We start from the raw sequence: 12,880 nt of genomic DNA on the forward strand, positions 1-12,880 counted from the left end.
CCCGGCCGTGAGGACGGGCGCGGGGTGGGGTGACCGGCGGGGCCGGTCCACCCCACCCCGGGGGTCACGCTGCCCGACGGCCTCGGCCGGGCGCGCTGCCGCGTCCCGTGCCGCCGGTCCGGCCGGCCCCGGCACCACGGGTGGAACCGCCGGCACCGCCGGCCGCACCGCCACGCGTGCCACCGCCGCCCGCACCACCGCGGGCCGCGCCCCCGGTGCCGCCCTGGGCGGCGCCCTGGCCTGCGCCCGTTCCACCGCGCCGGCCGCGGCCACGGCTGCCCGAGCGGAAGGACCCGCCGGCCGCCGCGCCGGAGCCCTGGCTCCCGCCGCGCGTGCGCGGCTTGGGCTGTGTCGGCTGCGGTACCTCGATGACGATCGCGACGCCGGACGGCTCACGGGCACCCGTGATGCGGCTGAGCTCCTCGTCGCTGGACTTGATGCGGGTGGTGCGCGGCGCGATGCCCGCGTCCTGCATCAGCCGGGTCATTTCGCGCTTCTCCTCGGGCAGCACGAGCGTGACGACGCTGCCGGACTCCCCGGCGCGTGCGGTGCGCCCGCCGCGGTGGAGGTAGTCCTTGTGGTCGGTCGGCGGGTCCACGTTGACGACCAGGTCCAGGTCGTCGATGTGGATGCCGCGGGCCGCCACGTTCGTCGCGACGAGGGCGGTGACCTGACCGTTCTTGAACTGGTCGAGCGTCCGGTTGCGCTGCGGCTGGGAGCGGCCGCCGTGCAGGGCCGCGGCCCGTACGCCGCTGGCGAGGAGCCGCTTGGCGAAGCGGTCGGCGGCGCGCTTGGTGTCCACGAACATGATCACCCGGCCTTCGCGGGCGGCGATCCGGGTGGCGACGGCCTTCTTGTCCGTCTCGTCCGCCACGTGCAGCACGTGGTGCTCCATGGTGGTGACGGCACCGGCCGACGGGTCGACCGAGTGGACGACGGGGTCGGTGAGGAACATCTTGACCAGCCGGTCGATGTTCTTGTCGAGGGTCGCGGAGAAGAGCATCCGCTGCCCGTCCGGCTCGACCTGCTTGAGCAGCGCGACGACCTGCGGCATGAAGCCCATGTCGGCCATCTGGTCGGCCTCGTCGAGGACGGTGATCGACACCTGGTCGAGCCGGCAGTCGCCCCGCTCGATGAGGTCCTTGAGCCGGCCCGGCGTGGCGACGAGGACTTCGGCGCCCCGGCGGAGTGCTCCCGACTGCCTGCTGATCGACATGCCGCCGACGACGGTGGCGACGCGGAGGTTCACGGAGGTGGCGTACGGGGTGAGGGCGTCTGTGACCTGCTGGGCGAGCTCGCGGGTGGGGACGAGGACGAGTGCCAGCGGGGCGGTGGGCTCGGAGCGGCGTCCGGCGGTGCGGGCGAGCAGCGCGAGGCCGAAGGCCAGGGTCTTGCCCGAGCCGGTGCGGCCACGGCCGAGGATGTCCCGGCCGGCCAGCGAGTTCGGCAGTGTGGCGCCCTGGATGGGGAAGGGTTCGGTCACGTCCTGCGCGGCGAGGGTCTTCAGCAGCGCGGCGGGCATGTCCAGGTCGGCGAACGCGTCGACGGCGGGCAGCGCGGGGGTCAGGGTCTCCGGCAGGGCGAACTCGCCGCCCTGGGCGGGCGCGGTCCTGCGGCGGGCCGGTGCCTTGCCGGATCCTCGGGGGTTCGTCTGTGCCCGGTCCGTGCCGCGCCCCTTTATCGGGCGGCTGCGGGTCGGTCGGTCCTGGCGTTCGAAGCGGGTCATACGGAATTGCCCTCCTGGGGGATTCCTGGGATTACTGCCGACTGCTGCGGACTGCTTGGTGTGCGCCCCAGGATGCATGCACAGAGCAGGTGTCCCGGTGGCGGAGCCGGACCGGGGCTGGTCGAGTCGGAAACAGCACAAACCGGGGCCCGCACCTTCACGGTGCGGGCCCCGGTTGCGAGGTACGCGTCCGGCAATTAGGCCGGGACGATGTTCTCCGCCTGCGGGCCCTTCTGGCCCTGCGTGACGTCGAAGGAGACCTTCTGGCCCTCCTGGAGCTCACGGAAGCCCTGGGTGGCGATGTTCGAGTAGTGGGCGAAGACGTCGGCGCCGCCGCCGTCCTGCTCGATGAAGCCGAAGCCCTTTTCCGAGTTGAACCACTTCACGGTTCCAGTAGCCATGTCATTCTCCTAAAAGAGGTGCAGTGCCGGAAATCCGCACTTTACGAATTCCAAGTCGCCGCATTGAGCCCCATCCGGAGAAAGCCGGAAAACAATAAAGCGCCTGAGGAGGGTTCCCGTCAGGCGCACATAAAGTTCATGGGTACCAAAACTGCAACTCGGCAACCGTAGCACGTTCTGTCGGCGAGCGGCAGATCACTCCGCTCCGGCGCGCCGGAGAATCCGCTGACCGGCGCGGCAGCGGGGGGTGTTCACGGCGGGTTCCGGAATCGTTCCCGGATGCTTCGTGCTCTGTTCCCCCAAGGGCTGCGCGCCCTCTGGGGACCGGGGAAGCGCGGACTCCGACGAGCGGTGCGAGCGGTCCGGCAGGGGCAGGACACCCCTGCGGGGGAGAGCGGAATCACCTGATCGCCGTAGCGGCACGCATCCGGCCCGTGTGCGGACGGCAGCCGGATCGGTGGCCGGGGGTTGCGCCGATCGGGTGCCAGGGGAAAGCCGGGACGGCCGGGTGCCGCCCCGGTGCCGATGTCAGGTACGTGGAGTGAGGCCGTCCAGGAGGAGCGCGAGGTACTGATGCGCGAGCTCCTCGGGGTCGTGACTCCCGCCGGGCTCGTTGCTCCCGCCGGACTCGTGACTCCCGCCGGGCTCGTTGCTCCCGCCCGGCCACACGGCACCCGGCGCACCGCGTGGCCGCAGGTCAGGGCGTCACGACTCGCGGACAGGACTGTCGTCGGCACCTCTGCGCAGGGTGCGCAGAGGGTGGCCGGGGCGCCAGACCTGTACGACGAGGTCGTCACCGTCGAGTCCGGTGCGGACCACCTCGGCGGGGTCGGCGCGGAAGAGGAGGAACGGCTGCGGCGGGGTGACCTCCTCCACGAAGCGGGCCAGCACGGCCGCGTCGGTGACCTCCACCGCCCGCCCGGAGATACGGATGTCCCCGTCGGCCATCTCCGCGTCCGGCCCCGGGTTGGCCTGGACGGCGAATCGCGGGTCGCGCCGCAGATCGAGTGCCTTGCGGGAGTTCGGCATCATGCCGAACCACAGCGCGTCCATCCGGAACTCGGTCTCCAGGCCCGTCACCCGGGGCGACCCGTCCGCGCGCAGTGTGGCGAGGACGTGGTGCTTGTACTGCTGGAAGCGCTTCTGCACGGTGTCGGCGAAGGCGGGTTCGGCCGCGCGGAAGTCCTGCCATGAACTCGGTGTCACGCTCGATGTCATGGGCGCCATCGAACCGCGTAATCAGGACATCCTCTGTCGTGATGGGTGACGAGTCACCGGATCGGACGCAGCCGTGTCGCGCTTGCCGCGTGCCCCGGGCGAGCGTGGCTCAGCCGACGACGTCCTTGGCGCGGGCAGCCGCCAGCCAGTGCGGGAATTCGGCTACCAGCCGGTCGTACAGCTCGGAGTCCGGGAGGGTGCGGGGGTCGGGTCCGGCGTGGAAGAAACCCGCGTTGTCGAGGGGCGAGTTCGTCGAGCCGGCGCAGGAAGTCGAATTGTGAGCTCCGCTTGTTGCCGAAGCCGATGAACTGCCAGAACAGGGGCAGCTTCGCCGCCTTGCAGAGGTAGCGTTCCGCCGCGTGCTTGCTGATCGGGCCTCCGTCCGTCTGGAAGACGACGAGGGCGGGCGCGGTCGAGCCGCTGTCGAGGTAGTGGTCGATGACCGCGTCCATGGCCAGGTGGTAGCTGGTCTTCCCCATGTGTCCGAGGCCGGCCACGATCGTGTCGATGCGGCCGTGGTGGTTGCCGAGGGTGATGTCGGTGACGGCGTCGATGTCCGTGGAGAAGAAGACGACGGGCACCCGTCCGTCGTCGTCCAGATGGGCCGAGAGCCCGAGGACCCGGTCGGCGAGGTCCTGGACGCTGCCGTCCTTGTAGTACTCCCTCATCGAACCGGAGTAGTCGAGCACCAGGTAGACCGCGGCCCGTCCGCCGCTCATCCCGTTCTTCTCCAGGGAGACCCGGGCGCTCTCGTAGTGCCCGGCGATCGCCGGTGCCTGTTCCCGTACCTTGCGCAGGCTGATGGCCGGACCTGCGGTGGTGGGCGTGCCGGTCATGTGGGTCTCCGATCGGGCGGGGCTCTTGCCGCGGCGGCTACGGGAGTTCAGAGGGTATGGCAACGCCGGCGCACCCAGGTGTCCCGCTCCTCCCCCGCGTTCGCTATCTTGAGCGCCGCCGCTCAGGCGGTCCTCCTGCCCGTCGAGGACCCCCGCCCACGAATGAAGGAGCCGGCCATGGAGGCCGCCGCCACCACGTGTTATCGCCACCCGTCGTACGAGGCGTATGTGCGCTGCACGCGCTGCGACAGGTACATCTGCCCCGACTGCATGCGAGAGGCGTCGGTCGGGCACCACTGCGTGGAGTGCGTGAAGGAGGGGCAGCGCTCGGTCCGTCAGGCCCGTTCGCTGTTCGGTGGTGCGGTGACGGGTGCCACGGCGCCGGTCGTGACGTATGTGCTGATGGCGCTGAACATCGTCGCGTACGTGGTCGAGGTGTTCAGGTCCGCGACGGTGGACCGGTTCGGGATGCTCGGGGCGGTGCTGGTCGATCCGTCGGGCGGGCAGTACTACTACAAGGGCGAGACCTATCCCGGTCTGGAGCTGACGGGGGTGGCCGACGGGGAGTGGTACCGGCTGCTGACGGGTGCTTTCCTGCATCTTCCGCCGGATGCCTCGTTCGGTGTGATGCACCTGCTGTTCAACATGCTCGCGCTGTGGAATCTGGGCCGGGTCGTGGAGGGGCAGCTCGGCCGGGCCCGGTATCTGGCGCTGTATCTGCTGTCCGCGGTGGGCGGTTCGGTGCTGGTCTACCTGGTCTCGCCGGAGACGACGGCGGTCGGTGCCTCGGGCGCGATCTTCGGTCTGGCGGCTTCCTTCTACGTCATCAGCCGGCGCCTGGGCCGGGACATGCGGGCGGTCAACCGTTTCATGGCGGGGTTCCTGCTGTGGATGGTGATCTCCGCCGCGTTCACCTCGTGGGAGGGGCACCTCGGTGGCCTCCTGACCGGTGGTCTGGTGACCTATGGTCTGGCGTACGCGCCGGCGAGACTGCGGACGTCCGCGACGCAGTTGGCGGGCGGTGTGGTGCTGGTGGTGGTGCTGGCCGCGGTGGTCGCGTTGCGGACGGCCGCTCTGACCGGGGCCTGACGGCGGGCTCGCCCGCGCATGGACCGGGTCCACCGTCTGGGATCATCGTCCCATGGTGAGAGATTCCCCGGCGGGGACCCCGGAGACCGCGGACCTCGGGGGCTCCGGGTACGGAGCGGGGTCCGTCGAAGGGTCCGGTGAGGCCCCGCGACAAAGTGTCCGGCGGCTGCATCCGCTCGACTGGCTCGCGGTCGGTCTGCTGGCCCTGGGGCTGCTCGCGGTGGTCACCGGGCTGCTGCCCGCGGACGCGGCCGCGGAGGAGATGCGGCGCACCGGGCCGCTGGTGGTGTTCCTGGGCACGGTGATCGTGATGGCGGAGCTCACGGGCCGCGCCCAGGTCTTCGACGTGGTGTCGGGCTGGGTGGCGCGGGCGGGGCGGGGTCGCTATCCGCTGCTCTTCGGGCTGTGTGTGCTGTTCGCCTCGCTCACCACGGTCACACTGAATCTGGACACCACGGCTGTGCTTCTCACGCCGGTCATGCTGGCGCTCGCCTCCCGGGTGGGGATCGCGGCGGTGCCGCTGGCGATGACGACGGTGTGGCTCGCCAACACCGCGAGTCTGCTGCTGCCGGTATCGAATCTGACGAATCTGCTGGCGGCGGACCGGGTGGCGCTCTCGTCGTCAGGTCTCGCCGCGGTGATGTGGCTGCCCCAGCTCGCGGCGATCGCTGTGACCGCGGTGTGCCTGTGGGTCTTCTACTGGCGGCGTGGCCGTCGTGGCGCGGACCGTTACACCCCGCCGGGCCCGACGGTCGCCACGGATCCCGTGCTGCTGCGGATCTGCTCGGTGGCCTGTGCGGGCTTCCTGCTGGCGATCCTGGTCGCGGACGTGCCGCTCTGGTCGGCGTCGCTGACCGCGATGGTGGTCGTCGTGGTGGCGTTCGCCGTGCGGCGCGGGGAGGAACTGCGGCTGTCGCTGGTGCCGTGGCGGCTGCTGGTGCTGGTCCCGGGGATGTTCCTGGTGGTGGAGACCGTCGGTGCGCACGGGCTGCACACGGCTCTGGAGTCCCTGCTCGGCTCGGACGACGGCTTCCTCGGAATGCTGCGGACGGCGGCCGTGGGGGCGGGGCTGTCGAACGTCGTGAACAACCTGCCGGCGTACCTGGCGGCCGAGGCGGTCATCCCGGTGGGGAACCACGAGCAGTTGCTGGCGCTGCTGATCGGGGTGAACGCGGGCCCGCTCGTCACCCCGTGGGCGTCCCTGGCGACGCTGTTGTGGTTCGAGCGGTGCAGCTGGCACGGGACGCGGATCGGCCTGCGCCGGTTCGTGGGTACCGGTCTGGTGCTGTCGGTCACGGGCACCCTGGCCGCCGTGTCCGCGCTGGCCCTGGTGGGCTGAGTCCGGCCCGCGGGGTCCCGGACGCCGGAAGGTCCCGGACGCGCCGCGGCGCCCGCCATGTCCGGTCGGGGACGGGGCGGGCGCCGCGTTCAGTTCCGTACGCCGTTGTACGGGACGTCTGTGTGCCGTGATCAGACCATCAGGGAACGGTCCGTCGGGCGGATCGGGGCGTGCAGTGCGCTGGTCCCGGTCAGGAAGCGGTCCACGCCGCGTGCCGCGGAGCGGCCCTCGGCGATGGCCCAGACGATGAGGGACTGGCCGCGGCCCGCGTCACCGGCGACGTAGACGCCGTCGACGTTGGTCGCGTAGTTCTCGTCGCGCGCGACGTTGCCGCGCTCGTCGAGGTCGAGGCCGAACTGCTGGACGAGGCCGTTGGCCTGGTCGGTGCCGGTGAAGCCCATGGCCAGGGTGACGAGCTGGGCGGGGATGACGCGCTCGGTGCCGGCCTTCTGCTCCAGCTTGCCGTCCTTGAACTCCACCTCGATGAGGTGCAGGGACTGGACGTTGCCGTCCTCGTCGCCCTCGAAGTGGGTGGTGGAGACGGAGTAGATCCGCTCGCCGCCCTCCTCGTGCGCGGAGGTGACCTTGTAGAGCATGGGGAAGGTCGGCCAGGGCTGGTTGGCGTTACGCTCCTCGCCCGGCTGCGGCATGATCTCCAGCTGGGTGACGGAGGCGGCGCCCTGGCGGTGGGCGGTGCCGACGCAGTCGGCGCCGGTGTCACCGCCGCCGATGACGACGACGTGCTTGCCCTCGGCGGTGATCGGGGAGACCGTCAGGTCGCCCTCCTGCACCTTGTTGGCGAGCGGGAGGTACTCCATCGCGAAGTGCACGCCGTTCAGCTCGCGGCCCGGGACGGGCAGGTCGCGGGAGACGGTGGCACCGGCGGCGATGACGACCGCGTCGTAGCGGCGGCGGAGCTTCGCGGCGTCGATGTCCTTGCCGATCTCCACCTCCGTGCGGAACTTGGTGCCTTCCGCGCGCATCTGCTCGATGCGGCGGTTGATGTGCGACTTCTCCATCTTGAACTCGGGGATGCCGTAGCGGAGGAGCCCTCCGATGCGGTCCGCGCGCTCGAAGACGGCGACGGTGTGGCCGGCGCGGGTCAGCTGCTGGGCGGCGGCGAGACCCGCCGGGCCCGAGCCGATGACGGCGACGGTCTTGCCGGAGAGGCGCTCGGGCGGCTGCGGGGTGACGTCGCCGCTGTCCCACGCCTTGTCGATGATGCTGACTTCGACGTTCTTGATGGTGACGGCGGGCTGGTTGATGCCGAGGACGCACGCCGACTCGCACGGAGCGGGGCAGAGGCGGCCCGTGAACTCCGGGAAGTTGTTGGTGGCATGCAGGCGCTCGGACGCCGCCGACCAGTCCTCGCGGTAGGCGTAGTCGTTCCACTCGGGGATGAGGTTTCCGAGCGGGCAGCCGTTGTGGCAGAACGGGATGCCGCAGTCCATGCAGCGGCCGGCCTGCTTGCTGATGATCGGGAGCAGCGATCCCGGAACGTAGACCTCGTTCCAGTCCTTGACACGCTCGCCGACGGGGCGGGTCTTGGCGACCTCGCGTCCGGTGGTCAGGAAGCCCTTGGGGTCAGCCATTGGTCGCCGCCTCCATCATCTTCTCGGTGGTCTCCTGCTCGGAGAGACCGGCGAGCTCAGCGGCGTCCTTGGCGGCGAGCACTGCCTTGTAGGTGGACGGGATGATCTTGCTGAAGCGGGCGGCCGTGGAGTCCCAGTCGGCCAGCAGCTTCTCGGCGACCGTGGAGCCGGTCTCCTCCTGGTGGCGGCGCACGACGTCGTGCAGCCACTGCTTGTCGGTGTCGTCGAGTGTTTCGACGGCGCCGAGGTTGCCGGTGTTGACGTTGTCGAGGTCGAGGTCGATGACGTACGCGACACCGCCGGACATGCCTGCGGCGAAGTTGCGTCCGGTCTCGCCGAGTACGACCGCGTGGCCGCCGGTCATGTACTCGCAGCCGTGGTCGCCCACGCCTTCCGAGACGACCGTGGCACCGGAGTTGCGGACGCAGAAGCGCTCGCCGGTCCGGCCGCGGAGGAACAGCTCGCCGCCGGTCGCACCGTAGCCGATGGTGTTGCCGGCGATGGTGGAGTACTCGGCGAGGTGGTCGGCGCCGCGGTCGGGGCGGACGATGACGCGGCCGCCGGAGAGGCCCTTGCCGACGTAGTCGTTGGCGTCGCCCTCCAGTCGCAGCGTCACACCGCGCGGTACGAAGGCGCCGAAGGACTGGCCCGCGGACCCGGTGAAGGTGATGTCGATGGTGTCGTCGGGCAGGCCCGCGCCGCCGAACTTCCGGGTCACCTCGTGGCCGAGCATGGTGCCGACGGTCCGGTTGATGTTGCGGATCGCGATCTGCGCGCGGACGGGCTGGGCTGCTTCGGCGCTGTCGGCGCCGAGGGCGTCGGCGGCGAGCTTGATCAGCTCGTTGTCGAGTGCCTTGGTCAGCCCGTGGTCCTGCTCGTTGACGCGGTGGCGTACGGCGCCCTCGGGCAGCTCGGGCACGTAGAAGAGGGGCTCGAGGTCGAGGCCCTGGGCCTTCCAGTGGGTGACGGCCCGCTCGGTGTCGAGGAGTTCGGCGTGGCCGACGGCCTCCTCGATCGTGCGGAAGCCCAGCTCGGCGAGGATCTCGCGGACCTCTTCGGCGATGAACTCGAAGAAGTTGACGATGTATTCGGCCTTGCCGGAGAAGCGGTCGCGCAGGACCGGGTTCTGGGTGGCGATGCCGACCGGGCAGGTGTCGAGGTGGCAGACGCGCATCATGACGCAGCCGGAGACGACGAGCGGCGCGGTCGCGAAACCGAACTCCTCGGCGCCCAGCAGTGCGGCGATGACGACGTCGCGGCCGGTCTTGAGCTGGCCGTCGGTCTGGACGACGATGCGGTCGCGCAGGCCGTTGAGCAGCAGGGTCTGCTGGGTCTCGGCGAGGCCGAGCTCCCAGGGGCCGCCCGCGTGCTTGAGCGAGGTGAGCGGGGAGGCGCCCGTGCCGCCGTCGTGGCCGGAGATGAGGACGACGTCCGCGTGGGCCTTGGAGACTCCGGCCGCGACCGTGCCGACGCCGACCTCGGAGACCAGTTTCACGTGGATGCGGGCCGCCGGGTTGGCGTTCTTGAGGTCGTGGATCAGCTGAGCCAGGTCCTCGATGGAGTAGATGTCGTGGTGCGGCGGGGGTGAGATCAGGCCGACGCCCGGGGTGGAGTGCCGGGTCTTGGCGACCCACGGGTAGACCTTGTGGCCGGGCAGCTGGCCGCCCTCGCCGGGCTTGGCTCCCTGCGCCATCTTGATCTGGATGTCGTCCGCGTTGACCAGGTACTCGCTGGTCACACCGAAGCGGCCGGAGGCGACCTGCTTGATGGACGAGCGGCGTGCCGGGTCGTAGAGACGCTCGGAGTCCTCGCCGCCCTCGCCGGTGTTGGACTTGCCGCCCAGCTGGTTCATGGCGACGGCGAGGGTCTCGTGCGCCTCCTGGGAGATGGAGCCGTACGACATGGCGCCGGTGGAGAAGCGCTTGACGATGTCGGCGGCGGACTCGACCTCGTCGAGGGAGATCGGCTCGCGGCCGCCCTTGAAGCCGAACAGTCCGCGGAGCGTCATGAGGCGCTCGGACTGCTCGTTGACCCGGCCGGTGTACTGCTTGAAGATGTCGTACCGGCGGTTGCGGGTGGCGTGCTGGAGGCGGAAGACCGTCTCGGGGTCGAAGAGGTGCGGCTCGCCCTCACGGCGCCACTGGTACTCGCCGCCGATCTCCAGCGCACGGTGCGACGCGGCGATGCCGGAGGCCGGGTACGCCTTGGTGTGCCGGGCGGCGACCTCCTTGGCGACGACGTCGAGTCCGGCGCCGCCGATCTTGGTGGCGGTGCCGTTGAAGTACTGGGCGACGAAGGCCTCGTCGAGGCCGACGGCCTCGAAGACCTGGGCGCCGCGGTAGGAGGCGACGGTCGAGATGCCCATCTTGGACATGACCTTCAGGACGCCCTTGCCGAGGGCGTAGATCAGGTTGCGGATGGCCAGCTCGGGCTCGATGCCGTCGATGAACGTGCCGGCGCGGACGAGGTCCTCGACGGACTCCATCGCGAGGTACGGGTTGACGGCGGCGGCGCCGTAACCGATGAGCAGCGCGACGTGGTGGACCTCGCGGACGTCGCCGGCCTCGACCAGCAGGCCCACCTGGGTGCGCTGCTTGGTGCGGATGAGGTGGTGGTGGACGGCCGAGGTGAGCAGCAGCGAGGGGATCGGCGCGTGCTCGGCGTCGGAGTGCCGGTCGGACAGGACGATGAGGCGGGCGCCGTCCTCTATGGCGGCGTCGACCTCGGAGGTGACCTGCTCGATGCGGGCGGCGAGGGCGTCGCCGCCGCCGCTGACGCGGTAGAGGCCGGAGAGGGTCGCGGCCTTCATGCCCGGCATGTCGCCGTCGGCGTTGATGTGGATGAGCTTGGCCAGCTCGTCGTTGTCGATCACCGGGAAGGGCAGCGTGACCGCGCGGCACGCGGCGGCGGTCGGCTCCAGGATGTTTCCCTGGGGGCCGAGCGTGGAGCGCAGCGAGGTGACGAGCTCCTCGCGGATGGCGTCCAGCGGCGGGTTGGTGACCTGGGCGAACAGCTGGGTGAAGTAGTCGAAGAGCAGCCGGGGGCGCTCGGAGAGCGCGGCGATCGGCGAGTCGGTGCCCATGGAGCCGAGGGGTTCGCCGGCGGTGCGGGCCATCGGGGCGAGGAGGACGCGGAGCTCTTCCTCGGTGTAGCCGAAGGTCTGCTGGCGGCGGGTGACCGAGGCGTGGGTGTGGACGATGTGCTCGCGCTCGGGGAGGTCCTCGAGCTCGATCTCGCCGGTCTCCAGCCACTCCTCGTACGGGTTCTCGGCGGCCAGGGACGCCTTGATCTCGTCGTCCTCGATGATGCGGTGCTCGGCGGTGTCGACGAGGAACATCTTGCCGGGCTGGAGGCGGCCCTTGCGGACGACCTTGGCGGGGTCGATGTCCAGGACGCCGACCTCGGAGGAGAGGACGACGAGGCCGTCGTCGGTGACCCAGTAGCGGCCGGGGCGCAGACCGTTGCGGTCGAGGACCGCGCCGACCTGGGTGCCGTCGGTGAAGGTGACGCAGGCCGGGCCGTCCCAGGGCTCCATCATCGTGGAGTGGTACTGGTAGAAGGCGCGGCGGGCCGGGTCCATGGAGGCGTGGTTCTCCCATGCCTCGGGGACCATCATCAGCACCGAGTGCGGCAGCGAGCGGCCGCCGAGGTGGAGCAGCTCCAGGACCTCGTCGAAGGAGGCCGAGTCGGAGGCGTCCGGGGTGCAGACGGGGAAGATGCGGTCGAGCTGCGCTTCTCCGAAGAGGCTGGAGGCGAGCTGGGACTCGCGGGCCTTCATCCAGTTGCGGTTGCCCTTGACCGTGTTGATCTCGCCGTTGTGGGCGACGAAGCGGTACGGGTGGGCGAGCGGCCAGCTGGGGAAGGTGTTGGTGGAGAAGCGGGAGTGGACCAGCGCGACCGTGGTGGCGAAGCGGCGGTCGGAGAGGTCCGGGAAGAACGGCTCCAGCTGCCCGGTGGTGAGCATGCCCTTGTAGACGATCGTGCGTGCGGAGAGCGAGGGGAAGTACACCCCGGCCTCGCGCTCGGCGCGCTTGCGCAGGACGAACGCCTTGCGGTCCAGCGCGATGCCGGTGCTCGTGCCGTCGGCGACGACGATCTGGCGGAACTCGGGCATGACGGCGCGGGCGCCGTTGCCGAGGATGTCCGGCGTGACCGGGACCCGGCGCCAGCCGAGGACGTCGAGGCCCTCTTCGGCGGCGATCTTCTCGATCTGCTTCACGGAGTCCGTGCAGTCGTCCGCGGGAAGGAAGGCGATGCCGACGGCGTAGGAGCCGGCCTCGGGGAGCTCGAATCCGGCCTCTTCGCGGAGGAAGGCGTCCGGGACCTGAAGGAGAATGCCGGCGCCGTCACCCGAGTCGGGCTCGGATCCTGTGGCGCCGCGGTGTTCGAGGTTGCGCAGTACCGTCAGCGCCTGCTCGACCAGCTCATGGCTGGCCACACCGGTCAGAGTGGCCACGAACCCGACGCCACAGGCGTCGTGCTCGTTACGGGGGTCGTACATCCCCTGCTGGGCGGGGCGACCGTCCATGGGCGACCAGGCGTGGATGCGCATCGGCTCTCCCGTCGTCGTCGTGGCATGTGCTGTGCCGAGGGACGACGCTGGCCCTCTGCGAAATTTCGTGCAGGTTACATGATGGAACGCTTCTCAAAAAGCGGAAAGGCTGTTCCAACATGCGGAC

Annotated in this window: 7 protein-coding genes and 1 pseudogene; 2 read left to right on the forward strand and 6 right to left on the reverse strand. The window is 70.4% G+C overall.

Annotation, left to right across the window (positions count from 1 at the left end; genetic code table 11):
- Nucleotides 1-64: 64 nt before the first annotated feature.
- The 4 genes and pseudogenes from BFF76_RS24985 to BFF76_RS25000 all read right to left on the reverse strand — a co-directional run bounded on the left by BFF76_RS24985 (nucleotide 65) and on the right by BFF76_RS25000 (nucleotide 4,181).
- Nucleotides 65-1,726, reverse strand: a complete 1,662-nt coding sequence (locus tag BFF76_RS24985; protein ID WP_053930151.1) for a DEAD/DEAH box helicase — start codon at nucleotides 1,724-1,726, stop codon at nucleotides 65-67.
- A 197-nt stretch (nucleotides 1,727-1,923) separates the two neighbouring features.
- Nucleotides 1,924-2,127, reverse strand: a complete 204-nt coding sequence (locus tag BFF76_RS24990; protein ID WP_015607926.1) for a cold-shock protein — start codon at nucleotides 2,125-2,127, stop codon at nucleotides 1,924-1,926.
- A 705-nt stretch (nucleotides 2,128-2,832) separates the two neighbouring features.
- Nucleotides 2,833-3,354, reverse strand: coding sequence for a pyridoxamine 5'-phosphate oxidase family protein (locus BFF76_RS24995; RefSeq protein ID WP_031094371.1), 522 nt, complete (start codon nucleotides 3,352-3,354; stop codon nucleotides 2,833-2,835).
- Between the two features lie 100 nt (nucleotides 3,355-3,454).
- Nucleotides 3,455-4,181 (reverse strand): annotated as a pseudogene (locus tag BFF76_RS25000) (vWA domain-containing protein).
- A 177-nt stretch (nucleotides 4,182-4,358) separates the two neighbouring features.
- On the opposite strand from BFF76_RS25000, the gene BFF76_RS25005 reads away from it, so the two are divergent.
- The gene (locus tag BFF76_RS25005) at nucleotides 4,359-5,270 is read left to right on the forward strand and encodes a rhomboid family intramembrane serine protease (RefSeq protein WP_031094368.1); all 912 of its coding nucleotides are present in this window, start codon (nucleotides 4,359-4,361) and stop codon (nucleotides 5,268-5,270) included.
- Nucleotides 5,271-5,322: 52 nt separating this feature from the next.
- Nucleotides 5,323-6,609: an ArsB/NhaD family transporter gene (locus BFF76_RS25010; RefSeq protein WP_079122482.1), complete on the forward strand. Its 1,287-nt coding sequence runs from the start codon at nucleotides 5,323-5,325 to the stop codon at nucleotides 6,607-6,609.
- Between the two features lie 131 nt (nucleotides 6,610-6,740).
- On the opposite strand, the gene BFF76_RS25015 is transcribed toward BFF76_RS25010, so the two are convergent.
- Entirely contained in the window at nucleotides 6,741-8,201 is a 1,461-nt protein-coding gene (locus tag BFF76_RS25015; protein ID WP_053930150.1) for a glutamate synthase subunit beta, read from the reverse strand.
- Nucleotides 8,194-12,753: a glutamate synthase large subunit gene (gltB, locus tag BFF76_RS25020; protein WP_031094360.1), complete on the reverse strand. Its 4,560-nt coding sequence runs from the start codon at nucleotides 12,751-12,753 to the stop codon at nucleotides 8,194-8,196. Before gltB ends, BFF76_RS25015 begins: the two co-directional genes overlap by 8 nt.
- Between the last annotated feature and the right edge of the window lie 127 nt (nucleotides 12,754-12,880).

Origin of the sequence: Streptomyces mutomycini (assembly GCF_001700505.1) — a bacterium.
In the GTDB taxonomy this organism is placed as follows: domain Bacteria; phylum Actinomycetota; class Actinomycetes; order Streptomycetales; family Streptomycetaceae; genus Streptomyces; species Streptomyces mutomycini.